We start from the raw sequence: 26,435 nt of genomic DNA on the forward strand, positions 1-26,435 counted from the left end.
TGATGACTCAAATGACTGTAGAAAAATTTGCCAATGAACTGGATGTGTTGCCAGAAGCGTTACTTGACCAGCTTCTGGCTGCAGGCGTCAAGAAGCAATCGATAAGGGATATTTTGACAGAAAAAGATAAAACACAGCTGCTTGACTATCTTCGTAGAGTACACGGCTCGATTGAATCCAAGAAGAAGATCACGTTGACTCGGAGGGAAACTACTGAAATACGACAGTCGGATGGAACTGGTAAAGCTCGGACTATTGAAGTCAAAGTCCGAAAAAAGCGTGTGCTCACTAAGCCAACTGAGCAAGAGGTTGAAAAAGAGGTAGTACTTGAAGCGGCGACTACTTCAGCCCCTGTTATTCCATCAGCATCTACCCGAAAACCAATAATTGATGCAGCGGAACAAGCCTTACGTGAGCAGGAAGCATTAAAACAAGCTGAATTAATTGCCCGTCAAGCAGCCGAGCTTAAAGAAAAGCAGGAAAAAAGAAGAAATATCATTGCTGAAGTTAAAAAAGAACCCAAAAAAGAAGAATTAATTCCAAAAAAAGAAGAGCCAACTCCACCATCTATCACGGAAGAGGTGCCAACTCAAATACCCGCACCCCAGTCAGAACAGGAATTAGCTGAGAGTGCCGAGCACAAGCCTGTTGTTAAAGCTGAACAGGAACTAGCTGAAAGTGCACAGCCTAAACCTGCTGTTAAAGCTGAAGATAAAACAGAGAAGAAGAAAAAACCAGCTAAACAAGAAGAGTTATGGAAAGATGAGGTTGGCAAAAAACGCGAAGCTAAAATACGCGGTGATGTATCTGGCAATCAAGGTTGGCGTGTTCGCAAAGATAAGCAGCATGGTAAATCAAATTTAATTGAGGCGCAAATACAGCACGGGTTTTCTGCCCCTACCGAGCCAGTCGTGTATGAAATTTTGGTACCAGAAACTATATCTGTTGCTGCACTTGCACAAAAGATGTCAGTAAAAGCGGCTGAAGTTATCAAAGTGCTGATGAAAATGGGTACTATGGTAACAATCAATCAGATGCTGGATCAAGATACGGCCATGATCGTAGTTGAAGAAATGGGTCATATTGCAAAATATGCGGCACCTGATAGTCCGGAATCTTTTCTTGAAGAAATTAAAACACCCGTGTCCGAACTGGAGATGGAGCCTCGTGCACCGGTAGTAACGGTAATGGGGCATGTTGATCACGGAAAAACCTCACTATTAGATTATATTCGTAGAACACGTGTGGCAGGTGGTGAAGCTGGGGGAATTACACAGCATATCGGAGCCTACCATGTGGAAACCTCCCATGGGATGATTACTTTTCTTGATACACCGGGGCATGAAGCATTTACTGCAATGCGTGCACGAGGCGCCAAAATTACCGATCTTGTAGTTCTTGTGGTCGCAGCTGATGATGGCGTAATGCCTCAAACTATAGAAGCTATTCATCATGCTAAGGCAGCAAATATTCCTATTGTGGTCGCTGTTAATAAAATAGATAAACCTGAGGCAAATTTTGAACGTATTAAGCAAGAACTCTCAAATCAAGGGGTTGTGTCAGAAGATTGGGGAGGAGAAACCATATTTGCACCTGTTTCAGCTAAAACCGGGCAAGGCATTGATGAGCTTCTTGAAAGCATTTTATTGCAAGCAGAGGTTTTAGAACTTAAAGCAGTCAGAAATGCGCCTGCAAAAGGAGTAGTCATCGAGTCACGCTTGGATAAAGGACGTGGCCCAGTTGCTACTATATTAGTGCAATCTGGTACGTTAAGACGTGGTGATGTTTTATTGGCTGGTGCTGTATTTGGAAGAGTACGGGCGATGCTGGATGAAAAAGGTAGCCCAATTGAAGAAGCTGGAACATCTATACCAGTAGAAATTCAAGGGTTATCTGATGTGCCGATAGCAGGTGAAACAGTGATAGCGCTAGAAGATGAACGTAAAGCACGCGAAATTGCATTGTTTCGCCAAGGTAAATTCCGTGATGTGAAGCTTGATAAACGGCAAATTGCGAAGATGGAAGATGTTTTTGGTCAGAAAGAAGGGGCCAAAATACTCAATCTTATTATTAAAGCAGATGTGCAGGGTTCGTGTGAAGCATTGTCATATGCTTTGCAGAAGCTTACCACCGATGAAGTGAAAATCAATATTATTCATAGTGGTGTAGGTGCAATTATTGAGTCTGATATTAATTTAGCCCTTGCATCTAAAGCTGTCGCAATTGGTTTTAATACTCGTGCTGATGCAAGTGCTCGTAAGTTAATTGCTTCAACAGGTATTGATGTACACTATTATAACGTGATTTATGATGCTGTTGATGAGATTAAAAAAGCGCTTTCTGGCATGATGATGCCAGAACGTAAAGAAAGCATTATTGGCTTGGTTGATATCCGCGAGATATACCGTATTTCAAAGGTAGGTACGGTAGCTGGCTGTTATGTTTTGGATGGTGTAGTAAAACGTGACTCTCTTGTGCGAGTCTTGCGTGATGGTGTGGTAATTCATAGTGGTAGTCTTGATTCTTTGAAGCGCTTTAAAGAAGATGTGAAGGAGGTAAAGGCAGGGTTTGAATGCGGACTTTCACTTAAGAATTTTAATGATATCCAAGTTGGTGACCAGCTAGAGATATATGAAGTTATTGAAACAGCACGTGTTTTATAACACCAGAAATAAATGTCATGCCTAAAGATTATTCTCGAACACAGCGTGTTGCTGATCAGATACAGCGTGAATTAGCTGTACTGATTGAAACCGAAGTTAAAGATCCACGAGTAGGAAGGATCACTATTACTGGTGTAGAGGTAACACGTGATTACTCACATGCCAAAATTTATTATACAAGTCTTGGTAATAAAGAAGATAGGGTTGCGATTGAGGAAGGTTTACAACATGCCAGTGGATTCCTGCGTAGCCAATTATCAAGCAGAATTAGATTGAGAGTAATTCCTCAGCTTCATTTTATTTATGATGAATCAGTTGAACGTGGATTATATCTTTCACAATTAATAGATAAAGCAACAGGCAAAATCTAGCCAATACTCTTTCACTTGGTATGATAGCCTCCGTCCAATTTATTTTTTAACTCAATAAATTACATAAGAAATTTAACTATAAAATATTTACTTTTGAGAAAAGTAGGTAAATAAGATTAGCTATTGCTGTAACTTATTTACCTTATACAATTTTTTCAAAGCTTACAGGAAGTTAACTTATTAAACGTAATATTAGTGGTGTTTTATTACTCAATAAACCCTCTGGTTTAACATCTAATCAATCGCTACAAATCATCAAGCGTTTTTTCGGCGCTACAAAGGCAGGTCATACTGGCACACTTGATCCCATGGCTTCTGGTCTACTGCCTATTTGCTTGGGCGAAGCCACAAAATTCTCAGCCATGTTATTGAACGCAGATAAAACCTATCACGCCACACTGAAGCTGGGTTATCTCAGTTCTACTGGCGACGCAGAAGGGGAGATAATTGCAGCAGTAAGCGCAAAGTTGAATCACGAAAAACTGAGTTTATTGCAAGTACAAGAAGTTTTGCAGACTTTTAAAGGGCACGTTAAACAAACACCTCCTATGTATAGTGCACTGAAATTTAACGGGAAACCTTTATATCACTATGCGCGAAAGGGTAAAGAAGTTGAAAGAAAAAGTCGGGATATTGTTATCTATGATTTATATCTGGACTCATGGATGGGGGATGAAATGTCGCTTGTGGTTCATTGTGGAACAGGAACCTATATACGTACATTGGCTGAAGATATCGGTAAGGCATTGGGATGGGGGGGGGCATATCTTACAAGTTTATGCCGTAGTCAGGTTGGGAATTTTAGGTTGCAACAAGCTTATCAGCTCGATCAATTTCAGGGTGCTTTCTCCTCTGAGTATGATGCTTATTTATATCCTATAGATAGCCTCCTACAGAATTTTCCCTCCATTACGCTCAATGAAGCAGAATCTTTATTTTTATGTCAAGGGCAATGGATAAGGAATAAACATAAAATTGATTTGTCAGGCGGAACCCGCGTTAAACTATATGATAGTAGTGGATTATTTTTTGGGGTAGGGGAAATAACAGAAACTGGAGCAATCGCGCCTAAAAGGCTTATATCGAATAAGATTTAGAAAATTATATTATTAAGTAATATGATTTTCTAACTGTATGGAGTTATAAGTAATAAAATGAAGAGTATTTGCAGTCTAAAAAAGCAGTTTTAGTTTTAGGTTCAATTATTTTCCGGATTTTTTTCCATAACACAAAGTGTCAAAGGTATTTCAGTACGCTATAATATTTAGTTTTAATTAATTGCTAACTATGTTGCAAGGCAGCAATCTGGAATGCGCGCGCGGCGATCGCGTATTATTCAGTGGAATCAATTTTTCTATCAAACCTGGCGAATTGATGCAGGTGCGTGGGCCTAATGGTAGTGGTAAGACAAGCTTATTAAGAATGTTATGCGGATTGACTGTTCCAAGTTCAGGAGAGATTAATTGGAATGGCACCAGTATTCGATCTCTAGGTGCAGATTATTTTAGTATGATCACCTATTTAGGTCATTTGAGCGGTGTAAAAGATGAGTTGACCGCTATTGAAAATTTACGTATTACAAGCGCGCTTGCTGGGGTAGACATTGATGAAAAGATAGCCTATCAAGCCTTGCAGAAAATCGGCTTAGAAGAACGTGAAACCTTATTAGCTAAGGTATTATCGCAAGGCCAAAAACGGAGAGTCGCATTGGCGCGTTTGATATTAGTGAATACAAAGCTATGGATATTAGATGAACCTTTAACTGCATTGGATGTGTCCGCAATTGAATTCATTAAAAATATAATAGAGCAATATTTGGCTCAAGATGGTATGGTGATACTGACAACGCATCAGGAAATTGATATTAGAGCTACCGTAACGCATCAATTATACCTTTCTTGATATGTTGACTTGGGTAATTCGGCGAGATCTATTATTGGCCATGCGCCGGCAGGCTGATGTATTAACGACATTATTTTTCTTTATTATTGTAGTAAGTCTGTTTCCACTTGGGGTGGGGCCAGAAATGAATACACTTCGCATCATGGCTCCGGGAATTGTATGGGTTGCGGCATTATTAGCGTCAATGCTTTCACTTGGACGTATGTTCTCTAACGATTATCTAGATGGAACGCTAGAGCAGATATTGCTTTCACCCACATCCTTGTCGTTATTAGTGCTAGGAAAAATGTTGTCACACTGGCTAATCACAGGAGTTCCACTCGTATTGATGGCTCCAGTATTGGGTATTCAATATGATTTACCTTTCAGCGCGCTGGTAGTATTGACATTATCATTATTATTGGGCACTCCTATACTGAGTTTAATTGGTGCTATAGGTGCGGCGCTTACTTTAGGGCTAAGAGGAGGCGGGGTATTAGTATCCTTATTAGTACTGCCTTTATATATTCCTGTTCTTATTTTTGGAGCGGGCGCAGTCGAAGCCAGTACCGCAGGCCTGGGATTCGAGGCGCATTTCTCATTACTTGGTGCTTTCTTGCTCGTATCCTTAGTTTTTGCGCCGTGGGCAACAGCAGCCTCCCTCAGGATTTCAATGGAATAACATTCAACTAAAAACTTATAAACAAAAATCTAATATGTCGATAAACTGGTATAAATATGCTTCACCTGCAAGTTTTTATTTTCTGGCAGGTAAAATGATTCCGTATTTTTCTATTGCCGCTATAGCGTTGTTAATTATTGGTCTTTATATTGGTTTTTTTGTAGCACCGACTGATTTTCAACAAGGTGAAGCGTATCGTATTATTTTTATTCACGTGCCAGCTGCCTGGATGTCAATGTTTCTCTATGTAGTTATGGCATTTTGGGCGGGAGTTGGTCTTGCTTTTAATACGCGTCTTTCATCGATGATGGCGACAGCTATCGCGCCAACAGGAGCCATGTTCACCTTTATTGCATTATGGACAGGAGCGTGGTGGGGTAAGCCAATGTGGGGAACATGGTGGGTATGGGATGCTCGACTTACTTCAGAATTAATCTTATTTTTTCTTTATATTGGATTTATGTCGCTCCAGGCAGCTATTGATGATCCACGGCGAGCAGATAAAGCTGGTGCAATTATCGCATTAGTAGGGGTAGTTAATATACCTATTATTTATTTCTCAGTTCAATGGTGGAATACATTACATCAAGGCGCCTCCGTCAGTATTGCTCAATCACCCAAAATGGCTACAGCAATGCTTGCAGGAATGTTAATTATGGCACTTGCCGCATGGATGTACTCCATTGCCATGATATTGATGCGAGCGCGCACTATTATATTGGAGCGTGAGCGTCATACAGCATGGGTAGCAGAATTAAAGGGAATGACACGATGAATTGGAACAGCTGGTCAGAATTTTTTTCAATGGGTGGATATGGATTCTATGTCTGGGGCTCATATCTGGTATCGTTTATTTGTATCGCAGGCGAAATTTGGATTTTATTAAATCGCCAGCGAACTTTGCAACAATATCCTGGTCAGAGAAACGAATTAAATATGAGAGAGAAAAAGAATGAAACCACGTCATAAAAAAATAGCTATTATCGCCGCAAGTGTTACTGCGCTAACTTTTGCTGCTATTTTAGTATTGAATGTTTTTCAGAGTAATCTGGTTTTTTTCTTTAGTCCAAGCCAGGTTGTAGCCAAAGAAGCTCCTATAGGCAAAAATTTTAGAATTGGTGGAATTGTAGAAGAGGGCAGTTTAAAGCGCCAAGGCAGTAGCACGACTGTCAACTTTGCCGTAACAGATACTGCAGAAACAATAAAAGTCGTATATACCGGGATACTACCTGATTTGTTCAAAGAGGGTAAGGGTGTGGTAGCACAAGGGAAAATAACGGAGGATGGTATTTTTTATGCAGATGAAGTTCTTGCCAAACATGATGAAAATTACATGCCACCTGAGGCTGCAAGCGCACTAGAACAAGCAGCCAAAGCTCAGAAAGCCTCATTAGTTCAATAAGAAAAAGCTTTTATCGACAATTTCTTAATCTCAGATAATTTTTTAAGGGATAGCATTTCAACATGATTCCAGAACTTGGTAATTTTGCGCTAATACTTGCGATGTTATTAGCTTTGATTCAAGGAACGTTGCCTCTTATTGGTGCCGCTCGCGGTATTCCTTCATGGATTGCTTTGGCTCGCCCGGTTGTACAAGGTCAATTCGTATTTATTGCCATTGCATTTGGCTGCTTGGCTTACTCTTTTGTTAACAACGATTTTTCTGTGCACAATGTAGCTTCTCATTCTAATTCGGAATTGCCGCTGCATTTCCGATTTGCTGCTACCTGGGGATCGCATGAAGGATCATTGCTGCTATGGGTATTGCTGTTGGCAGGGTGGTCAGTTGCAGTCAGTGTATTTAGTCGTCAATTACCAGACGATATGGTAGCGAGAGTTTTAGGTGTGCTAGGTCTGGTTAGTGTGGGATTTATATTATTCTTGCTATTTACTTCCAATCCATTTGATCGTCTTTTACCGGCAGCGTTTGAAGGGAGTGATTTGAACCCCTTGCTTCAAGACCCTGGTATGGTAATGCATCCTCCCATGCTTTATATGGGATATGTTGGCTTCTCGGTAGCCTTTGCGTTCGCTATTGCCGCTCTCCTCAGTGGCCAGTTAGATGCTGCCTGGGCCCGCTGGTCGCGGCCTTGGACAACGGCTGCATGGGTATTCTTGACTATCGGTATTATGATTGGTAGTTGGTGGGCTTATTATGAATTGGGCTGGGGGGGATGGTGGTTCTGGGATCCAGTTGAAAATGCTTCCTTTATGCCTTGGTTAGTGGGTACCGCCCTCGTGCATTCTCTTGCCGTTACGGAAAAACGTGGCAGCTTCAAAAGCTGGACTGTGTTGCTTGCAATCATTGCATTTTCATTGAGTTTACTCGGAACATTCCTGGTTCGCTCTGGTGTGCTTACATCCGTTCACGCCTTCGCGACAGATCCTGCACGTGGCATATTCATCCTAGTTTATTTGGTAGTAATAATAGGTTTCTCTTTAGCGCTGTTTGCCTGGCGGGCACCCAAAGTGGGTTTAGGAGGAAGCTTTCAACTTGTTTCGCGCGAGACCATGCTTCTTGCCAATAATGTATTGTTGCTGGTTGCTGCTGGCAGCGTCATGCTGGGCACACTTTATCCATTACTTGTTGATGCATTGGGGCTTGGGAAGATATCAGTTGGGCCTCCCTATTTTGAGGCTATCTTTGTACCGTTAATGGCACCCGCTGTTTTTCTGATTGGAGTGGGACCCATTGCCAAATGGAAACAAGCAAGTTTACCGTCCCTGGCAATTCGTTTGCGCTGGGCTTTTGCCGTGAGTTTAGTTTCCGCATTAATCGCGCCTTTTTTGATGAGTGAATGGAAACCGCTTGTTAGCTTTGGTTTGTTATTAGCTTTCTGGATTATTGCCAGCATTTTTGTCAATATCAAACACCGTTTACAAAACAGTGGGGAGAGTGGGTTATTTAGCAAGTTATCCCGACAATCTCGTAGCTACTATGGGATGCATTGTGCGCATTTAGGTATAGCCGTTTTTATCGTCGGCGTCACGCTAGTCAATGGTTATGAAACTGAAAAAGATGTTCGTATGGAAATCGGTAATACTGTTTCAATTGGCGGATATACCTTCCGTTTTAATGGGACAAAAAACTTAACTGGGCCTAATTACAAATCAATTGAAGGTGATATCGATGTTCTGAAGAATGATAAGCAGATTAGGAAGCTATATCCAGAAAAAAGAACCTACAATGCTTCGGGTATGGCCATGACTGAAGCTGCCATTGATACTGGTTTATTCCGTGACTTATACGTCGCATTAGGTGAACCTCTAGATAATAATGCCTGGATAGTCCGTGTCTATCATAAGCCTTTTGTAGATTGGATATGGTTGGGATGTTTCTTGATGGCATTAGGTGGAGTTTTATCTGTTACTGATCGTCGTTATCGTTACGGCATACGCAAAAAAAGCAAAACTGAAATTACCTCAGAAACGACTGCTGAAAGTAATAAAGGTGCAACACCTACAGAAGCAGAGCCAATTATTGTGCCGGAGGTAAGAAAAGTATGACCCGGTTCTTATTGCCGCTTGCGATATTCTCTGTTTTAGTTGTATTTCTTGGGGTTGGCTTGACATTGAATCCACGGCAGGTACCGTCCCCTCTTGTGGACAAACCCGCACCTGTATTTCAGCTGCATCATTTGCATGATCCAGATAAAACTCTAATGTCGCAAGATAATCTGGGGAAAGTATGGTTGTTGAATGTCTGGGCTTCCTGGTGTGTCGCTTGCCGTGATGAGCATCCTTTGCTTGTACAATTAGCGAAAGCAAAAATAGTACCGATATATGGGCTGAACTACAAAGATCAGCGAGATACCGCCATACAATGGCTTAAGCAATATGGTGACCCTTATACAATCAGTATCGTTGATGCCGATGGGAGAGTGGGTATTGATTATGGCGTGTATGGTGTCCCTGAAACATATATCATTGATAAGCAGGGAATAATACGTTACAAACATATTGGACCTGTGACAGTAAAATCGCTGGAAGATAAAATTCTTCCACTGATAAAAGAGTTGCAAGGATAAATTCGATGTATAAATTTGAAGTAGCAGCAAATAGTTTTATATTGCAAAACCGTATTGATCATTATTCTACATTTATAAAACAGCTTATTGCTGTTCTCTTTGTGGCGTTGGTACCATTGATTAGCTTTGCTAATGAAGCGGTACCGGTTGCAGAAGATCCCGTACTGGAAAAACGCTTGATTAACTTATCAGAAAATCTACGTTGTCTGGTATGCCAAAATGAATCTCTCGCTGGCTCTCGTGCTGATTTTGCCAATGATTTAAGGCGAGAAATGCGAGAGCAGATGAAAGCAAATAAAAGTGACGAAGAAATCATCGATTTTTTAGTTGCCCGTTATGGTGACTTTGTTCTTTATAACCCACCATTCAAAACTACCACACTGTTGTTATGGTTTGGCCCACTTATTTTATTTTTGGGGGCAACAATAGGTTTATTTATTTATTTAAGACGGCGTCGCACACAATTGGAAGATTTTCCACTATCGGAAAGTCAGCGCTTAGAGGCCGAAGCTTTAATAAATAAAACTAATAAGGAATAAGTATGACTTCTTTTTGGGTTGTTGCTGGAATTTTTATTGTTGCTGCATTAATGTTTGTTCTTCCCACTTTGTTGAGGAAAAGACAAGATAAGATTGAGCTATTAGAGCGGGAAACTGCGAATATTGCGATTTATCGTGACCAGCTTGCAGAATTGGATAACGATTTACGTAATGATATTTTATCTAAGGAGCAATACGAAAAAAGTAAGCAGGAATTACAAAAAAGAATGTTGCAAGATTTGGCAACATCATCAAAAAACCCGGCAACTTCTTCCATGATAAAAGGTCAGGGGGTTGTGACGTCAGTTGTAGTTATATTTGCAGTTCCTTTAACTGCAATATCGTTATATATGGTTCTGGGTGATACACGAGGTTTACTACCACAATCTCAGTTAGCCAGTGTAACGCAATCTCACGCACAGGACATGGCAGGAATGCCATCTAGCCATAGCGAAATTAAATCTGTTGTGGATAATTTGGTTGCTCGTCTAAAAGAAAATCCAGGAGATATAGAAGGCTGGGTAATGCTAGGCAGAACCTACGCTATTATGGGTCAATATCAGGAAGCCAGTGCAACTTATGCTAAATTAACCGAAATAATCCCTGATAGTGCACAATTGTTGAGTGATTATGCAGATGTACTTGCCATGACAAATAACGGAAGTTTGATAGGCAAACCTGCTGAATTAATTAATCAAGCACTTAAGATCGATCCGAATTATCCAAAAGCACTTGCACTAGCAGGTACGGTTGAATTTGAACAAAAAAAATATGATCAGGCTGCAGCTTTTTGGGAGAAATTGTTGAGTGTTATTCCAGCTGATTCACAATTGGCTCAATCCGTCAATGAGAGTATTGCTCAGGCAAAGTCACTGGCGAGCGAAGGGAAAGACTCAGCTCCAATGCAGTTAGCAAAAAATTCAAATATCGATACAGATTTGCCTGTTGAGAAAAACCAGCAATCACAATCTGATAAATCGGATAACACTGCCAAAGCAGCTACCATCACTGGAACCGTTTCGCTTAGCCCTGCATTAGCTAGTAAGGTATCCCCAAATGATACAGTGTTTGTTTTTGCACGAGCTAAAACTGGGCCTAAAATGCCATTGGCGATTTTAAAACTGACTGTAAAGGATTTACCCACTACCTTTACATTAAATGATGATATGGCGATGACGCCTACCATGAAGATGTCTAGTTTTCCAGAAGTAGTCATAGGTGGAAGGATAACAAAATCAGGCCAGGCTGTTCCAGCCAGTGGTGATTTAGAAGGGTTTAGCAAACCGGTAAAACTGGGTGATAAAGATATTGCCGTGGTGATTGATCAAGTAATTCCCTAATACCAGCCTCTTGTTAAATACGAGATTTTAACTACTCCAATGATACTTGAACCAGCTCCAGATTTTGAACTTAAGGCTACTGGTGAGAAAACATTTCGCCTATCAGCCTCTTTGGGTAAGAATATCGTGATTTATTTTTACCCTAAGGATGATACACCAGGCTGTACCGATGAGAGTCTGCAATTTCGAGATCTCTATGCTAGATTTAAAGAGCTCAATTGTGAAATTGTTGGGATTTCACGAGATAGCATAAAGTCTCATGACAGTTTTAAGGAAAAATTATCATTGCCTTTTGATTTGCTGAGTGATCCAGATGAAACCGTATGTGAACTTTATGGTGTCATTAAGATGAAAAACATGTATGGCAAGCAAGTACGAGGTATAGAGCGCAGTACTTTTGTAGTTGATACCAAAGGGATATTACAAAAAGAATGGCGTGGAGTGAAAGTACCCAGCCATGCTGAAGAAGTTCTTTCGGTTATTAAGGAACTAGAAAAAAGTTAAATAAAATTTAAGGCAATAGATGCTTGATTGCGTTTTTTTCTTCTAAAAGCTCTTTATAGGTAGTAAGCATCTTTGCTTGAGATATTTCATTTATTTCTAACCCTTGAACAATCGTGTAATCGCCATTCTTACAAGTGACAGGGAAGCCATAAATTACCCCCTCTTGAATTCTATAGCTTCCATCAGAAGGAATTCCCATTGTGACCCAATCATGTTCTCTTGTACCAATGATCCAGTCGTGAAGATGATTAATTATTGCATTAGCAGCGCTGCCTGCACTCGATAACCCTCTTGCTTCAATTACTGCGGCACCACGATTCTGAACGGTAGGAATAAAATAATCCTCTATCCAGGATTGATCCTTAATAAGATGGATGACCTTCTTGCCATTGATTTCAGCATGACTGAGGTCAGGAAACTGTGTAGAAGAATGATTACCCCAAATAATCATTTTGCTGATGCTTGATACTGACTCCTTTAATTTTGCTGCTACTTGATACAAGGCGCGATTATGATCAAGTCTAAGCATGGCAGAAAAATTACCGGGTGATAAGTTAGGGGCATTTTTCATTGTAATATAAGTATTAGTATTGGTTGGATTGCCAACAATCAGTACTTTTACATTACGATTTGCAACTTTATCAAGGGCTTTACCTTGAGTGCTGAATATTTCTGCATTTACGGTGAGTAGCTCTTTTCGCTCCATTCCTTTAGTGCGGGGGCGGGCGCCCACTAAAATAGCGATATCCACCTCATTGAAAGCAACTAACGGATCATCTGTTGTGATGACATTTTTCAAAAGAGGAAAGGCACAGTCATACAATTCCATGACTACACCATCAAGAACATGTTGAGACTGAGGGAGGTCAAGGAGATGTAAGATAATAGGCTGATCATTACCCAGCAAATCACCAGCCGCTATCCGGAATAACAGGCTATAACCAATATGACCGGCTGCACCTGTGATCGCAATGCTAACAGGAGGTTTCATTCTTTAGCTCATCAAAGGAGGTTATCACTCATAATAAAAAAATTGAGGATTTATAAATACACTCTCTTTATTATACTAGGAGTCTGCTATCCTTACTCTCAGATTTAGGATAATAATTTAATTCGAAAACTTTGCATGTTTAAAACTGAATTTATCGTTTACTTGAATTATTTACAAACTCGTCAGAAAATGAATCGAAATAGCTCTCCTTAACTAGACAAACTAAGAATAAATTAAACTTTGAAAAGGTAGTTATCAAGCCCAGACAGCCTGATCAGTAGTAATTTAAAAAACACGGTGTACAGATGCAAGCTATGGAGGTAGCGGCTTGCAAAAGTACACCGCCAATTTCCTATCAATCAATAAAGGAGCTACAAATGAGTTACAAATATGATTCAGTTTATAGAAATGCATTCAACAAAACCACATTAGCAACTTAAGAATACTACAGTTAAAGTATCCAACTTTCTCTATGATGTTAGCAATTGTACTAAGGTACAGGCGTACTAAGGTACAGGTATAGTAATTAATAAAGCCATATTTAGATGAGGAAGAAGTTATTCTATTTCCAAATCAAAAATGACGCAAAGGCGAGACGCAGACAGTATAAAAATTAATATGGCAACAAGGTGAAGCCGACAAAGTTAATTTTGATTTACAAGAGTACAGTAATAATCATTCGGGACTAGCGTATCTAAATGGAATTACAAAATATTATTATCATCGGTTTTGCTAGCTGTTTTGTTTTAATCCTTTTATTAAAAATCTTTTATAAAAAAAGCGATCGCGTCTATTACCATACTAAAGCTTTATTTACTCCTGCCGAAAGGTCTTTTTTTGGAGTACTTTCCCAAGCTGTGTCCAATCAATATTTAGTTTTTGGTAAAGTACGTATTGCAGATGTTGTCGGGATTAAAAAGGCCTCAAATAATAGTGTCAGGCAAATAGCTTTTAATAAAATGGCTAGTAAGCATTTTGATTATGTACTTTGCACTAAAGATACTTTGTCAGTTGTAGCAGTTATTGAACTTGATGATAAAAGCCATTTAAAAGAAAAAACGATTCATAGAGATTCACTTGTTGAAAATATATGTAGAAACGCTGATTTAACATTGATCCGCTTTAATGTTAAAGCCAGCTATCAAATTTCAGCTATTAAAAATAAAATAACGGCTTCTCTAAATTCTTCTCACGATGAGCTATGAGAAAATAATCTTAATGCAATAAATACCACATAAGCCTGCTTAAGAAAACCTGATTCAGCAAACGTGATATAAGCTACATTACAATTTATTGTCAGCACCTCGTTATAGCTACACTTTTCTTTATGGTATACAGATGATGAATTAATCATCATTCCAATTTTATTACTACTTCAAGCAGAAGCGTATAACCTTTTGACCATTCAGCACCGTGTTTGATAAAAATATTTGATTAAGTATAATTAAGTTTAGCAAAGAGTGTTTACTCTCTTATGCTTTAGGTAAAAAACGAGATAAATACTACTTGTGCGGACAATGCAATAAGTTGCGGTACTATTGTATTTTGAGGCTGCCTAACTCGACGGAATGTATTCAAGTACTGTATATGAGTCAAGAACGGCCAGAGCAGCTAAATTTGATACGCACTTTTCTGTCTAAAAGCGGTTTGTACTCATTCTGCTGCATTTCGGATTGCCAGAAACCTGGCTGAAAATAGTCAGCCAAACCTTGGGAGAGTACTATGAATAGTTGCTCTAAGTTAACCGAAATATCGAATAAGGAAGGGTTTGACCTCTCCAACCACTCAGCCGAAAGGGTGCATCTTGGGGCATGGGTTAGTCAGGAGGGGGTATGGTTTCGTTGCTGGGCACCCAAGCCGGCTAAGGTTGAGGTAATACTCGAAGAGAACGAGCAAGGATATCCTCTCACCAAAGATTCTAACGGCTATTGGTCGGGGTTGGTTCCAAATGCTTCGGCGGGCATGACATATCGCTATCGATTGGATGGAGAGCAATGTCATCCAGATCCCTGTTCACGATTTCAACCACAGGGTCCTCACGGACCTTCATTAATCGTAGATTCTGGTGCCTATGCATGGAGAGACCAAGGTTGGCCAGGAGTCAGGATGAGAGGGCAAGTCATCTACGAAATGCATGTAGGAACCTTCACCCCAGGCGGCACATTTGACTCTGCCATCACTCAATTGGATGCCTTGAAAGATCTCGGGATCACGGTCATTGAAGTAATGCCGGTGGCGGAGTTTCCAGGACGATGGAATTGGGGTTATGACGGAGTCGGGCTTTACGCACCTTCCCATGTCTACGGTGATCCCGAGGCGTTGAAACGCTTTGTGGACGAGGCCCACCAACGGGGGCTTGGTGTCATTCTCGACGTTGTATACAACCATCTAGGACCGGATGGTAATTACCTCCCGGAGTTCAGCGATGAGTATTTCACCGACCGCTATAACAATGAATGGGGCCAGGCGATCAACTTTGACGGGCCCGGATCACGGGAGGTGCGGGAATTTTTTGTTAATAACGCCTGTTATTGGATCGAGGAATATCACCTGGATGGGTTACGCCTGGATGCGGTCCATGCCTTTCAGGATGCCAGCCCCATGCATATCATTGCTGAGCTATCTCAGACGGCCAGAAAGGTGGCAGGCACACGGTCGATCATTCTGGTGGCTGAATGCGAAGCTCAGTGGGTGCGGACCATTCAACCGATCGCGCAGGGTGGGTGGGGGCTCGATGCCGTGTGGAGTGAAGACTTTCATCACACGACTCGCGTGGCTGCTACTGGTCGCAGCGAAGGCTATTTCACTGATTACCGCGGCTCACCGCAGGAATTGATCTCCTGTGTGAAGCGCGGGTTTCTCTACCAGGGCCAGCGGTACCAGTGGCAAAAAAAACCAAGAGGCACTATGGTGTCGCATGAACCAGCCGAAGCATTCGTATTTTTTCTGCAAAATCATGATCAGGTTGCCAATCAGTTGCGGGCGGATCGGCTGCATACCAAGACTAGTCCGGGTGTTTGTCGTGCCTTGACCACGCTGCTGCTACTTGCTCCGCAAACCCCCATGCTCTTCATGGGGCAAGAGTTCGGAGCCTCCACTCCCTTCCACTACTTTGTCGATTTTCCTCCCGGCAAATTGGCCGAGGATATCTATCAGGGCCGCAAGGAATTTCTCGCGCAATTTCCCAGTTATGGCTCACCGGCTGCACAAGCAGCGATCGTCGACCCCTCCGATCCCTCAGTCTATGATCGTTCGCGTCTGAACCTGTCCGAGCGAGAGCACCATGCCGAGTGGTACGCCTTGCATCGGGATCTCCTTCGCCTCCGACGCGAGGATTCGGTGATTGCGCAACAAGCGCGAGAGGCAACCGATGGGGCCGTATTAAGCCCTTGGGCATTTCTTTTGCGGTACATGGGACATGATGGGAACGACCGCCTGCTACTCATCAATCTAGGGGCTGATCTGCTCTATCAACCTGCGCCGGAGCCCCTGATAGCTCCTCCTGCCGGGCGTTCCTGGTCATTCGTCTGGTCGAGTGACGCCCCTTGTTACGGAGGTCCGGGTGTCATTGAGCCCTTGACTGAGCAGGGCTGGAGGTTACCCGCAGAGTCTGCGGCCCTATATACTGCCGTACCAGGTGAAGCCAGAGTCGATTAACGCAGTATTAAGAAGAGGAGTTAAATAACGTGGTGATGAATACGACAGTACGTAGTGATCCCATCATATTAACCATTCCACATGATCAGCTACCCAACATCAATACCTTTCTTACCAAGGAATGGTTAGTAACGAACGGGCTCGGTGGCTATGCCTCCTCGACATTGCTGGGGGCTCCGACGCGACGTTATCATGGGCTGTTCATACCGGATCTGCCGGCACCTTGGGGGCGAACGGTTCTGATTCCCCGACTTGACGAAGAAATCATTACCGACGGAGAGTCTCTGCTCATCAGCGGGATAGAATATGAAGATGGACGGTTGGTGAGCGACCTCCCGCGACTGCTCACAGAATTCTGCCGCGAATGGCAGACGCCGGTCTGGCGCATAGCAGCCAAGGGACGGCGCTTGGAAAAGCGCATCATCATGCCCCACGGTGACAACTCGGTATATGTGGAGTATCGTTTGCTCGAGGGTGAACCGCTGCAGCTCCGGCTCCGGCCATTCCTGACCTTCCGCACACTCAGCGCACAGATCAGTGAAAGTTGCCAGCCGGCCTTTCCGCCAACTCTCCTTGATGGACGCTTTGAACTCTGGCTTTGCGAAGATGTTCCACCATTACGCATGTGCGTCAGATCGCCAAAGCAGCAATTTAGCTTTAGGATGGACACAGTCACAAGTCGCGGTGTTTGTTACCGCGTTGATCGGGATCGGGGATCCGAATACGTCGAGGACTTGTCAAGCCCTGGCTATTTCACCGTCGAGCTGACACAGGGCCAACCTGTGTCATTCGTGGCCAGTACCGAATCCTGGGACCGGCTTGAATATGAAGCGCAGGACATCATCGACGCAGAAGCTCAGCGGCTGAGTGCCTTACTGGTGCACATCGATGAATCAGAAAAGGACAATATGGAACGATGGCTGACGTTGGCAGCAGACCAATTCATCGTTATTCCCGCATCTCGCGTTGACGTGCACGCGCCGCACGCATCCGCTGACGAACCCTGCACGGTTATCGCCGGGTATCACTGGTTTACTGATTGGGGACGCGATACTATGATCAGTCTCGAAGGGTTAACTCTTTGTACCGGCCGTTACCGAGAAGCTCGATCTATTCTGCGAACGTTTGGTCAATATGTACGAGATGGCCTGTTGCCAAATCTCTTTCCGGAAGGAAAACGTCAAGCCCTCTACCATACAGTGGACGCTACATTATGGTATTTCCATGCTCTGGACCGTTATTACCAGATAACCGGTGACCGCGAAACGTTATTGACACTGTATCCCGTGTTGATCTCTATAATCGACCACCATGTGAAGGGAACACACTTCGGCATCAAGGTTGACGAACATGACGGGCTTCTGCATGCTGGTGCAGAGGGCTATCAACTGACTTGGATGGACGCCAAGGTAGGCGATTGGGTCGTAACGCCTAGGCGCGGTAAGCCGGTTGAAATCCAGGCGCTCTGGTATAACGCGCTGCGCTGTATGGCCGATTGGGGGTCAGTGGTGGGTAATTCTTCTGAGCGGTGGACAGGCATGGCCAGCCACGCGGCGCAGGCATTCAATCGCCGTTTCTGGGATCATGATTTGGGATACTTATTGGATGTCATTGACGGAGAGCAGGGTGATGACAACAGCCTGCGTCCGAACCAGATCCTGGCCATCTCACTTCCTCATCCTATTTTAGAAGAAGCGAAATGGCGCCCGGTGCTCGATGTAATAGCAGGCCGATTGTTGACTCATGTAGGGTTGAGAAGCCTGGATCCAGCCCATCGGAATTACAAAGGTACGTATTTCGGCGATCTTCGCGCAAGAGATGCAGCCTATCACCAAGGCACGGTCTGGGCTTGGTTGATCGGCCCCTTCCTCGACGCATGGCTTAAAACTCACGGAAACCTTACCATGGGTCGCCAGATGCTCGAGGGATTTAGAGCACACCTCCTTGATGAAGGCATTGGTACTATAAGCGAGATTTTTGACGCGGATCCCCCTTATTATCCCCGTGGCTGCATCGCACAGGCCTGGAGTGTAGCAGAAGTACTGCGAGTCTGGCAAAAGACTAAAGAAGCGACTGTTGGTTGAATAAAGTTAAATAGGTTCAGGGAAAAATTCGCTTGCTCCTTCCTTTGGCACACAGAGGTGATCCTAAGCGGCATCGAAGTCGTATCGGAATTTAGAAATGGGTTAATCACACATTTAAGAGGTACTACTATGACTCATTTGACTGATCCCAAAATGAAAGAATGTGTAGAAGCCTGTAATTAATGTTATCAAATGTGCTTGCATGAAGCGATGAATCACTGTCTTGAATCAGGCGGTGAGCATGTTGTACCAGACCATTTCCGCCTGATGATGAGTTGCGCTGAAGTTTGCCAGACTTCAGTCAATCTTATGCTGATCCATTCGCCTTTTAGCCACCAGCTCTGTAGAGTATGCGCTGATGTTTGCGAGGCCTGTGCCAGCAATTGTGAAAAAATAGGTATGAGTGATTGCGCAAGAGTTTGTCGTGAATGTGCTAAAAGCTGCAGAGCGATGGCTGCAAAAAAATAATTAAGCTTTGACATGTGTAAGTTAACCAGGCCAATCTTTGCCTGATGCATCGCCATTAACATGCAACCTTAAAAGCCTAATGGCTAATTCCGGGATTGCTTATACTTTTTAGGTATATTTCTTTCCGCTATATTTTAATCTTCTATTTAACATAATATACATTATACGCAGTATTATTTATAGGTTATTAGGCTTCTTTCCGTGAAATGGTTTTTCAGTTAGCCAGATGATGGCAAAGCAAACGTAGTCCCCGATCGACACTTAAGTCAATTAGGCGTTTTTCTCGACCTCAGCATATCGATAATATTTACGACGCTTAGATGGCTTACGAGTGGCTCGAATAAACCAGTAAACGCTATAAAGTTTTGCCTCCAGCAAAACCTCGAAGGAATCTCCCAATATTTTAGAGTTTAGAGAATGAATCAAGAGGATGTGTATGTCGCAAGGATGTCATAAGGGCGTAATACTGAACCGTATAATAGTCAATACATAGTATCTTTTTTGTGTAGCTTCTTCGGTGCCAGCGTTTTTCCTTCTTCCTAAGGCCGTCTCCTAAGGCCTTACTGGCACCTCTCTTTTTTCTTTGATGATTCCTTGGTTATTTGCTCCGGCTTCTCGTTGGCTTTGATTGTCTTTGATTGTCTTTGATTATTTCAGGTGGGGTTTTATCAATTACATTTAAGCGCAGTTTATAGCCGAAATATAGCGCTAAGAGGGGTATAAAAAAGATAAAGTATAGCAAGCTATGAGTTCACACCTCTTAAGCTTTTATGAAGCGCGAAACGCTGCGGTTTATGTCAGCAATCAAAAACGTGATTTTGCACTTCTCACTCCGTTTAAGGAACCGCGCATGATGTGTTTTAGGTTGCGTTTAAGTCTCCTTTAACTCCTTTATTTACAGCTATATTTAAACTTTCTTGGAAATACTAAGTCATAACAAGTAATCCTGGTATACGGGATTACGGTACACAACTGCTAATGTTCTTCTCTCTCTCCCCTAAGCTGCTGTGTACCGGTTTTCTTTCATAGCTTTCTCCATTTTTAACGGTGCAGAGCTTAGTTTATAAATCACCTTCCTGCTGTGCACCGTCTTTTCGATGTGTTGCTAATTTTTTATATAGCCCCTACTCACATGATTTAATATACCCAAGTATTCTATTAGGTCTACTCAGGCCTTCCAATCAAAGTATTATATCGAACGCAGTCAAAAAGCTATTTCACCCCTACTTCATGTGCTTGTTGATCGGCATGATAACTGGAACGCACCATGGGACCACAGGCAGCGTTACTGAAGCCCATTTCTATGGCTATACGCTCAAACTCCTTGAAGCCTTCGGGTGATACATACCGCATGACAGGCAAGTGTCCGATGCTGGGTTGTAGGTATTGGCCGATGGTGAGCATATCGACATTATGTTCACGCAAATCTCGTAACACCTCAATAATTTCACTATCGGTTTCTCCCAGTCCTAACATTAAACCGGATTTAGTAGGAATAGCTGGAAAAGCAGCTTTAAAATCTTTCAGCAATTTTAACGAATGCGCATAATCGGCACCCGGTCGGCATTGCTTATATAAACGTGGCACTGTTTCAAGGTTATGATTGAGCACATCGGGAGGACACGCAGATAATTTTTCCAACGCAACCGACAATCTGCCACGAAAATCCGGCACTAGAAGTTCAATTTTAGTCAGTGGAGAATGAGCCCGGATCTCACGCACGCAATCGACAAAGTGTTGTGCTCCACCATCGCGCAAATCATCACGATCCACACTGGTGATCACGACATATTTAAGCTTCAATGCTGCGATAGATTTTGCCAGATGTAATGGCTCTTCAGCATCAGGTGGTAAGGGTCTGCCATGCGCCACATCACAGAAAGGACAACGCCGGGTACAAAGATCGCCCAAAATCATAAAAGTGGCCGTTCCTTTACCAAAGCATTCGCCAATATTAGGACAGGAAGCTTCCTCACACACCGTATGCAATTTATGCTCCCGCAGCAAGCGTTTAACTTCGGTATAAGTCTGACTATTAGATGAGCGTACCCGTATCCATGATGGCTTGCGCAGTATCTCACTAGGCTGTTGAGCAGTTATTTTGATTGGATTGCGCGCTGTTTTAGCAATCCCTCTTTCGTGCCTATCAGTGGTCATGGCGTTAGATATTACTCCCTTCAGCAAGTTTTAATTGTAGTTTTTTGATCATTTTCAGGCCTAGCACTTCCATTTCATCATCAATGCCCAGATTTTTTGTCTGGGTGACACGCATCCCCGCATAACCGCATGGATTGATTGCAGAAAAAGGGGTTAAATCCATGTCTACATTCAATGCAATACCATGGTAGCAACAACCATTTTTAATTTTTAATCCTAATGAGGCAATCTTGGCATTACTTACATAAACGCCCGGCGCATCTACGCGGCCCTCTGCATGCACGTGATATTCTTGTAGCAAGTCTATCACAGCCCTCTCCATCTTTCTGACTAACTCCCTTACATTCAGCTTCAAACGGCGCAGATCAAGTAATAAATAGGTGATGAGCTGTCCTGGACCATGGAAAGTAATTTGCCCGCCACGGTCGGTTTGGATAATCGGGATATCATTCTGATACAGCAAATGCTCCGGTCTGCCGGCAATACCCTGGGTATAGACTGGCGAGTGCTGCAGCAGCCAGATTTCATCAGGTGTATACTCAGTACGATGAGCGGTAAACTCCTTCATAGCATGCCAGGTTACGAGATAATCTACCGTACCCAGCTCTCTTATTTTCATGGCCAACGATACCTGTTCTGGCCTAAACCGTAAATTTTCCACTTTATGGGAACTTCAAAATACCAGCATGACCATGGGGTGATCATGAAGCTCCTGATAGAGTGCATCAAGTTGCGCGCGTGAAACCGCCCAAATCGTACAGGTTATACATAAATAGTTACCATTCTTGCTCGCTCTTACTTCCAGTGCACTTTCCTCAAAATCTGGTGCATGAGTTTTGACAATATTCAGTACCGTTTCAGTAAATCCCTGCTGTGCTCGACCCATAATCTTGATGGGAAAGTCACAAGGATATTCAATAAGCGAAGGCTGCTCTGTCATAGTCTGTGTAACCGTTTATATCCCGAAACTCACTATTCTGATAAAACGGCAGAATTTCCAGCACGCATCGTACTTGCCTTATATTGCTGATAAAGCTGGTTAAGTTGCTTGAACATAGCTCCTGGTTTGCCATCCCCAATGGCTTTCCCATCAAGTGATACAATTGGCATGACTTCTCTGGTGGAAGAAGTCAGCAGCACTTCATCCGCTGTACGAAGCTCCCCTTCTGCGATTTCTCTTACCTCATGGGGAATGGCGTGGGCTTGAGCTAATTCCAGCACGACATCATACGTTATCCCTGGCAACATCAAATGGCTCTTGGGGGGGGTTAACAATACATTATTTTTTACGATAAAAATATTACTGGCGGCACCTTCAGTTAAAAAGCCGTCACGCACAAGAATGGTCTCCATAGCCCCCGCATCAATCGCCAGTTGACGCAGCAAGACATTCGGCAGCAATGAGATAGCCTTGATATCGCATCTCCCCCACCGATTATCGGAAGCAGTAATGGCCGGCACACCCGTCAACAATAGCTCCTGGGGTGGAACTAACAATGGGTTGCTCATCATGAACACAGTAGGAGAAACACCCGCCGGAAATGCATGATCACGCTTGGCTACCCCGCGCGTGATATGCAGATAGAGATATTGATCATCAGCAGCATTACCGGCAATGATCTGCCCGATAAGAGTATGCCATTGTTCATTCGTGTGGGGATTGTTAAGCCGGATGCCATTCAGGCTATGTTGCAAGCGAGCCAGGTGCTCTTTGAGGCGAAATGGCTTGCGCGAGTAGACCGGGATGACTTCATAAACCCCATCACCAAAAATGAATCCTCGGTCTAGTACCGGTACATAAGCCTCTTCAATCGGCATAAACTTACCATTAAGGTAAATCATATTTTTTTCCAGGAATTAATTAAAGAGCATATGGAGGCTATCCCAGGCGCGCCCAAAAATACCGGCTTCACCTATCGTTTCCAGGGAAACGAGTGGATAAGCTGCGATTTCCTGATCACCCAGGCTGAATTTAACGGTACCCACTTCTTGCCCTTGATTGATAGGGGCAATCACGGGTTGCTTATATTCCATTTTAGCCTTTATTTTTTCAGCCTGCCCTTTGGGCAAGGTAAAATAGATATCACGATCAAACCCTACCTTGAGCGTATTCTGTGCCCCTTTCCAGATTTGCAGAGCAGTAATTTCCTGATCCTTTTTATAGGGATGCGCCGTATCAAAGAACTGATAGCCGTAATTCAATAAACGTTGACTTTCCTTGGAACGTGCATTAGCTGAGGCAGTTCCCATCACGACTGAAATCAACCTGCGCTCATCCCGTTGGGATGACGTAATCAAACAGTAACCAGCAGCCACCGTCCAGCCTGTCTTCATGCCATCTACCGTAGGATCCACCCACAGCAATCGATTACGATTGGGTTGAGTAATGCCATTGTAGGTATACTCACGCAGTGAATAGAGAGGATAAAACTCTGGAAACTCACGAATAATAGCGGCCGACAACAATGCAAGATCGTGTGCCGTGCTGTAATGTTTGGGATGGGACAATCCAGTCGAATTGGTGAAATTCGTATTGATCATTCCCAAACGAGCCGCTTCCTCATTCATCTTATGGGCAAACATATCTTCAGAACCCGCAATCAGTTCGGCCAGCGCAACACAGGCATCATTTCCGGATTGCACGATCATGCCACGAATCAATTCATCCACCGTTACCGGCTTATTGGGTTGAATAAACATGCGAGAACCCACCATTTTCCAGGCTGCTTTAGAAACGGGAACCACTTGATCCAATTTGATACGGTTCTGCTTTAGCTCGGAAAAAATCACATAAGCTGTCATCAGCTTAGTTAGTGAGGCTGGCTCAAGGCGCTCATGCTCATTTTGACTGATCAGTGTTTTACCGGTGTGAAAATCAACGAGTATGTAAGATTTTGCTGCGACAGACAAGGTAGGCTGCTGTGCAAAAACAGGAAATACTGCCAAACATAGCACTAACCAAAGAATGCTCTTCATAAGAATACGTAAAAATTTCATTATAGCTTGCTCATCAAAATTCATAAACTGACTACATCGAACGGATTTTTTAATTTAATTTGTCAGACAGGGAACAACACAATATTTCTTGGTGAATAACTGGAGAGAAGAGGAAACTTGCTTGAGTAATCTAAGAAATTCACGAATATCCAGCTTAAATCATGAGTAAACGCGGATTGGATTTGACTATCCATAGCTGCAGTTTTGAAATACAAAAAGGGTATGATAACAAATAATATTGGCTGTCATCTCAAATTCTCTGATGCGATGCACTACTATAGAGGAATGAAGATTAACGCTACCTGAATGGCAAAATAAAGACAGTACGGATTCTCTTGGCCCGGAGGATTTCATCGGCAGGTTTCTTGCCAAAGAAACAACATATTGTCCTTCATCTCTTGGATATAAAACAATCCGGACGGCAACCGCAGCAAGGTATGTGCACGCATGCGTCTGCTCTCTTACCGAAAGGTGGATTGGTCAGTAGCATGGCAAGACTATGTCCCGCTAACTACTTTAGCTCTTTTTTCTGTACTATTTTCATGGTAATAAATCGCGTCTGATTCGAGTGGCAGCCTTCTGCGCCGCTTCCATAATGCTCTCAGGATCCACGTCCACCAGTTCTCCTTTTCTTTTCAAGGATTGTCCGTCGACAAATACCCACTCAACATTCACAGGCTGGCCGTTAAAAACGATCTGATTGACCCAATCAAAGCTCGGAGCAAAGTTGATATTTCCCGGATTGATGATAATTAAGTCGGCTTTTTTACCAGGTGTCAGGGAGCCAATGCGATCAAACATATCCAACAGCTTGGCTCCATCCACCGTGGCCATACGCAGCACGTCAGCAACCCGAGGAAATATGCCAGCTTGAAGCGATATGGCGCGTTGCAACCCCAGTGCAGCGCGCATGTCGTTAAACATATCACTCGTGTCATTCGTTCCACCATCAATGCCTAGACCTACTTGAACACCAGCCTGTTTCAGCTCAGGCAAGCGGATGACCCCAGAAGCTAGTCGCATGTTACTAAGCGGATTATGCAAGATACGCACATCATGTTCAGCCAGGATATTAATTTCTTGATCAGTGAGGTGTATCCCATGAGCTCCAAGCAGATCTGGCCCCAGTGCATTAGCCTCTTTTAGCACATCAAATGCTTTATCTTCACGTTGCGCAATGTTCTCAAGCAAATGCACATGCAGTTTTACGCCCAATTCCTTGGCCAGCTTAGACATTGCAATAAGATCGGATCGAAATGCCTCCGAAGGGTGTGAAGCCACTTGAAAAGTGGCTCTGGGATTGGGGTCAATCATTGTCTGCTTGACAAGCTTCATGTCAGCTATGCTGGTAGGATCAGCGGTACCAAGATGCGCGAACACAAACCGCAATCCAGAGTCACTGAGGGCACGAATATTCCCCCGTACGAACTGGGGTGTAAAGGCATGCGACCAGTCGACCGTTGTGGTGATTCCTGTGTTAATCAGATCCAGGGTACTGAGCCTAACTCCAGCGTAAGCCTCGGTTTCAGTAAGCGTAATACTAGGATTAAACAGTGGGAACACACAAGCATCTAGCCAGCCAATGAGGTTTTTGTCAGTGCCACAGCCACGGATGAGTGATTGCCATAAGTGATTATGCACGTCAACAAAACCAGGCATGACAATTTTGCCCGTCGCATCCACAACCTGAGCACCACTCTCCTGCAAGTTTTTACCTACCTGAGCGATCTTGTCTCCATTCAGCAAAATATCGGCATTCTCGACAATTCCTAACTCACCTGTGCCTATCGTAGAATCCATGGTGAAGATAAGGGCAGCGCCACGAATCAGAGTCTTTGAAGGTGCCGCTTGTGCCAATGCACAGAAGGAACCCACTACAACGCTCAGCATGAAGGAACCCAGAATCACAGAATACCAGCGCTTATATTTCAATATCATTTCACTCATCTCTAGCCGTTGATGTGAGATTACCTAACAATTTGGATGTATTTATGAGCTTATGATCCGCTTTTATCGTATACCTCCTAGTCAACCCAACTTCTGAACCGTCCCAGCACCGCTTCCTAATAAGCC

The 26,435-nt window shown here is 43.2% G+C and carries 24 protein-coding genes; 16 read left to right on the forward strand and 8 right to left on the reverse strand.

All coding sequences use genetic code 11. The annotated features are described in order from the left end of the window. The first annotated feature begins 2 nt into the window (after positions 1-2). The 13 genes from infB to AAW31_RS11345 all read left to right on the forward strand — a co-directional run bounded on the left by infB (position 3) and on the right by AAW31_RS11345 (position 12,008). The gene (gene infB / locus AAW31_RS11285) at positions 3-2,663 is read left to right on the forward strand and encodes a translation initiation factor IF-2 (protein ID WP_046850298.1); all 2,661 of its coding nucleotides are present in this window, start codon (positions 3-5) and stop codon (positions 2,661-2,663) included. A gap of 17 nt (positions 2,664-2,680) precedes the next feature. Then, complete coding sequence (gene rbfA / locus AAW31_RS11290; RefSeq protein ID WP_046850299.1) at positions 2,681-3,034, forward strand: 30S ribosome-binding factor RbfA; 354 nt, start codon at positions 2,681-2,683, stop codon at positions 3,032-3,034. Positions 3,035-3,225: 191 nt separating this feature from the next. Then, positions 3,226-4,131 carry a tRNA pseudouridine(55) synthase TruB gene (gene truB / locus AAW31_RS11295; protein ID WP_309567622.1) on the forward strand — a complete coding sequence of 302 codons (906 nt, stop codon included), beginning with the start codon at positions 3,226-3,228 and terminating at the stop codon, positions 4,129-4,131. A gap of 190 nt (positions 4,132-4,321) precedes the next feature. Next, entirely contained in the window at positions 4,322-4,936 is a 615-nt protein-coding gene (ccmA, locus tag AAW31_RS11300) for a cytochrome c biogenesis heme-transporting ATPase CcmA (protein ID WP_046850301.1), read from the forward strand. 1 nt (position 4,937) lies between these two features. After that, positions 4,938-5,597 (forward strand): heme exporter protein CcmB, encoded by a 660-nt coding sequence (gene ccmB / locus AAW31_RS11305; RefSeq protein ID WP_046850302.1) that lies wholly within the window; start codon positions 4,938-4,940, stop codon positions 5,595-5,597. 34 nt (positions 5,598-5,631) lie between these two features. Next, positions 5,632-6,372, forward strand: coding sequence for a heme ABC transporter permease CcmC (ccmC, locus tag AAW31_RS11310; RefSeq protein WP_046850303.1), 741 nt, complete (start codon positions 5,632-5,634; stop codon positions 6,370-6,372). Further along, positions 6,369-6,566 (forward strand): heme exporter protein CcmD, encoded by a 198-nt coding sequence (gene ccmD / locus AAW31_RS11315; RefSeq protein ID WP_046850304.1) that lies wholly within the window; start codon positions 6,369-6,371, stop codon positions 6,564-6,566. The genes ccmC and ccmD overlap by 4 nt, the downstream gene beginning before the upstream one ends. Then, positions 6,550-6,999, forward strand: coding sequence for a cytochrome c maturation protein CcmE (gene ccmE / locus AAW31_RS11320; RefSeq protein WP_046850305.1), 450 nt, complete (start codon positions 6,550-6,552; stop codon positions 6,997-6,999). The genes ccmD and ccmE overlap by 17 nt, the downstream gene beginning before the upstream one ends. Positions 7,000-7,061: 62 nt before the next feature. After that, on the forward strand, positions 7,062-9,104 hold the full coding sequence (locus AAW31_RS11325; protein ID WP_046850306.1) for a heme lyase CcmF/NrfE family subunit: 2,043 nt from the start codon (positions 7,062-7,064) through the stop codon (positions 9,102-9,104). Continuing rightward, positions 9,101-9,625: a DsbE family thiol:disulfide interchange protein gene (locus AAW31_RS11330; RefSeq protein WP_046850307.1), complete on the forward strand. Its 525-nt coding sequence runs from the start codon at positions 9,101-9,103 to the stop codon at positions 9,623-9,625. The genes AAW31_RS11325 and AAW31_RS11330 overlap by 4 nt, the downstream gene beginning before the upstream one ends. Positions 9,626-9,630: 5 nt before the next feature. Continuing rightward, entirely contained in the window at positions 9,631-10,164 is a 534-nt protein-coding gene (locus AAW31_RS11335; RefSeq protein WP_082110428.1) for a cytochrome c-type biogenesis protein, read from the forward strand. Positions 10,165-10,166: 2 nt separating this feature from the next. Next, the gene (gene ccmI / locus AAW31_RS11340; protein ID WP_046850308.1) at positions 10,167-11,504 is read left to right on the forward strand and encodes a c-type cytochrome biogenesis protein CcmI; all 1,338 of its coding nucleotides are present in this window, start codon (positions 10,167-10,169) and stop codon (positions 11,502-11,504) included. Positions 11,505-11,543: 39 nt separating this feature from the next. Further along, entirely contained in the window at positions 11,544-12,008 is a 465-nt protein-coding gene (locus AAW31_RS11345) for a peroxiredoxin (protein ID WP_046850309.1), read from the forward strand. 7 nt (positions 12,009-12,015) lie between these two features. Here AAW31_RS11345 and AAW31_RS11350 read toward each other — a convergent pair whose 3' ends face one another. After that, positions 12,016-12,999, reverse strand: coding sequence for a malate dehydrogenase (locus tag AAW31_RS11350; RefSeq protein ID WP_046850310.1), 984 nt, complete (start codon positions 12,997-12,999; stop codon positions 12,016-12,018). A gap of 698 nt (positions 13,000-13,697) precedes the next feature. On the opposite strand from AAW31_RS11350, the gene AAW31_RS11355 reads away from it, so the two are divergent. From AAW31_RS11355 to AAW31_RS11365, 3 genes are all read left to right on the forward strand, one after another. Next, entirely contained in the window at positions 13,698-14,204 is a 507-nt protein-coding gene (locus tag AAW31_RS11355) for a DUF2726 domain-containing protein (protein WP_046850311.1), read from the forward strand. Positions 14,205-14,721: 517 nt separating this feature from the next. After that, positions 14,722-16,656: a malto-oligosyltrehalose trehalohydrolase gene (gene treZ / locus AAW31_RS11360; protein WP_082110429.1), complete on the forward strand. Its 1,935-nt coding sequence runs from the start codon at positions 14,722-14,724 to the stop codon at positions 16,654-16,656. 35 nt (positions 16,657-16,691) lie between these two features. Beyond that, positions 16,692-18,740 carry an amylo-alpha-1,6-glucosidase gene (locus AAW31_RS11365; RefSeq protein WP_052752216.1) on the forward strand — a complete coding sequence of 683 codons (2,049 nt, stop codon included), beginning with the start codon at positions 16,692-16,694 and terminating at the stop codon, positions 18,738-18,740. Between the two features lie 215 nt (positions 18,741-18,955). Here the strand turns inward: AAW31_RS11365 and AAW31_RS21380 are convergent, their stop codons facing one another. The 7 genes from AAW31_RS21380 to AAW31_RS11400 form a co-directional block, all read right to left on the reverse strand. Then, complete coding sequence (locus AAW31_RS21380) at positions 18,956-19,222, reverse strand: hypothetical protein (RefSeq protein WP_158441499.1); 267 nt, start codon at positions 19,220-19,222, stop codon at positions 18,956-18,958. 1,198 nt (positions 19,223-20,420) lie between these two features. Further along, positions 20,421-21,365 (reverse strand): lipoyl synthase, encoded by a 945-nt coding sequence (lipA, locus tag AAW31_RS11375; protein ID WP_046850313.1) that lies wholly within the window; start codon positions 21,363-21,365, stop codon positions 20,421-20,423. 4 nt (positions 21,366-21,369) lie between these two features. Then, positions 21,370-21,984 carry a lipoyl(octanoyl) transferase LipB gene (gene lipB / locus AAW31_RS11380; RefSeq protein ID WP_046851727.1) on the reverse strand — a complete coding sequence of 205 codons (615 nt, stop codon included), beginning with the start codon at positions 21,982-21,984 and terminating at the stop codon, positions 21,370-21,372. A gap of 54 nt (positions 21,985-22,038) precedes the next feature. Continuing rightward, positions 22,039-22,305, reverse strand: a complete 267-nt coding sequence (locus tag AAW31_RS11385) for an HP0495 family protein (RefSeq protein ID WP_046850314.1) — start codon at positions 22,303-22,305, stop codon at positions 22,039-22,041. Between the two features lie 32 nt (positions 22,306-22,337). Next, the gene (locus AAW31_RS11390) at positions 22,338-23,207 is read right to left on the reverse strand and encodes a D-amino acid aminotransferase (RefSeq protein WP_046850315.1); all 870 of its coding nucleotides are present in this window, start codon (positions 23,205-23,207) and stop codon (positions 22,338-22,340) included. A gap of 15 nt (positions 23,208-23,222) precedes the next feature. After that, a complete protein-coding gene (locus AAW31_RS11395) occupies positions 23,223-24,341 on the reverse strand; it encodes a D-alanyl-D-alanine carboxypeptidase family protein (protein WP_046851728.1) in 1,119 nt (372 codons plus the stop codon). A 561-nt stretch (positions 24,342-24,902) separates the two neighbouring features. Next, positions 24,903-26,309 (reverse strand): amidohydrolase family protein, encoded by a 1,407-nt coding sequence (locus tag AAW31_RS11400; RefSeq protein ID WP_052752217.1) that lies wholly within the window; start codon positions 26,307-26,309, stop codon positions 24,903-24,905. Positions 26,310-26,435 lie beyond the last annotated feature (126 nt).

The sequence above is a fragment of the Nitrosomonas communis genome (assembly GCF_001007935.1).
GTDB lineage: Bacteria > Pseudomonadota > Gammaproteobacteria > Burkholderiales > Nitrosomonadaceae > Nitrosomonas > Nitrosomonas communis.

What these genes read in the sequence shown, in the direction of transcription:
- AAW31_RS21380 (WP_158441499.1), bottom strand. Translation starts at nt 19,222, where the DNA reads ATGTCAAAGCTTAATTATTTTTTTGCAGCCATCGCTCTGCAGCTTTTA.
- ccmC (WP_046850303.1), top strand. Translation starts at nt 5,632, where the DNA reads ATGTCGATAAACTGGTATAAATATGCTTCACCTGCAAGTTTTTATTTT.
- rbfA (WP_046850299.1), top strand. Translation starts at nt 2,681, where the DNA reads ATGCCTAAAGATTATTCTCGAACACAGCGTGTTGCTGATCAGATACAG.
- AAW31_RS11390 (WP_046850315.1), bottom strand. Translation starts at nt 23,207, where the DNA reads ATGATTTACCTTAATGGTAAGTTTATGCCGATTGAAGAGGCTTATGTA.
- AAW31_RS11385 (WP_046850314.1), bottom strand. Translation starts at nt 22,305, where the DNA reads ATGACAGAGCAGCCTTCGCTTATTGAATATCCTTGTGACTTTCCCATC.
- ccmA (WP_046850301.1), top strand. Translation starts at nt 4,322, where the DNA reads ATGTTGCAAGGCAGCAATCTGGAATGCGCGCGCGGCGATCGCGTATTA.
- ccmI (WP_046850308.1), top strand. Translation starts at nt 10,167, where the DNA reads ATGACTTCTTTTTGGGTTGTTGCTGGAATTTTTATTGTTGCTGCATTA.
- AAW31_RS11400 (WP_052752217.1), bottom strand. Translation starts at nt 26,309, where the DNA reads ATGAGTGAAATGATATTGAAATATAAGCGCTGGTATTCTGTGATTCTG.
- AAW31_RS11345 (WP_046850309.1), top strand. Translation starts at nt 11,544, where the DNA reads ATGATACTTGAACCAGCTCCAGATTTTGAACTTAAGGCTACTGGTGAG.
- lipA (WP_046850313.1), bottom strand. Translation starts at nt 21,365, where the DNA reads ATGACCACTGATAGGCACGAAAGAGGGATTGCTAAAACAGCGCGCAAT.
- ccmB (WP_046850302.1), top strand. Translation starts at nt 4,938, where the DNA reads ATGTTGACTTGGGTAATTCGGCGAGATCTATTATTGGCCATGCGCCGG.
- ccmE (WP_046850305.1), top strand. Translation starts at nt 6,550, where the DNA reads ATGAAACCACGTCATAAAAAAATAGCTATTATCGCCGCAAGTGTTACT.
- lipB (WP_046851727.1), bottom strand. Translation starts at nt 21,984, where the DNA reads ATGAAAATAAGAGAGCTGGGTACGGTAGATTATCTCGTAACCTGGCAT.
- treZ (WP_082110429.1), top strand. Translation starts at nt 14,722, where the DNA reads ATGAATAGTTGCTCTAAGTTAACCGAAATATCGAATAAGGAAGGGTTT.
- AAW31_RS11350 (WP_046850310.1), bottom strand. Translation starts at nt 12,999, where the DNA reads ATGAAACCTCCTGTTAGCATTGCGATCACAGGTGCAGCCGGTCATATT.
- AAW31_RS11355 (WP_046850311.1), top strand. Translation starts at nt 13,698, where the DNA reads ATGGAATTACAAAATATTATTATCATCGGTTTTGCTAGCTGTTTTGTT.
- AAW31_RS11335 (WP_082110428.1), top strand. Translation starts at nt 9,631, where the DNA reads ATGTATAAATTTGAAGTAGCAGCAAATAGTTTTATATTGCAAAACCGT.
- AAW31_RS11395 (WP_046851728.1), bottom strand. Translation starts at nt 24,341, where the DNA reads ATGAAGAGCATTCTTTGGTTAGTGCTATGTTTGGCAGTATTTCCTGTT.
- ccmD (WP_046850304.1), top strand. Translation starts at nt 6,369, where the DNA reads ATGAATTGGAACAGCTGGTCAGAATTTTTTTCAATGGGTGGATATGGA.
- AAW31_RS11365 (WP_052752216.1), top strand. Translation starts at nt 16,692, where the DNA reads ATGAATACGACAGTACGTAGTGATCCCATCATATTAACCATTCCACAT.
- infB (WP_046850298.1), top strand. Translation starts at nt 3, where the DNA reads ATGACTCAAATGACTGTAGAAAAATTTGCCAATGAACTGGATGTGTTG.
- AAW31_RS11330 (WP_046850307.1), top strand. Translation starts at nt 9,101, where the DNA reads ATGACCCGGTTCTTATTGCCGCTTGCGATATTCTCTGTTTTAGTTGTA.
- AAW31_RS11325 (WP_046850306.1), top strand. Translation starts at nt 7,062, where the DNA reads ATGATTCCAGAACTTGGTAATTTTGCGCTAATACTTGCGATGTTATTA.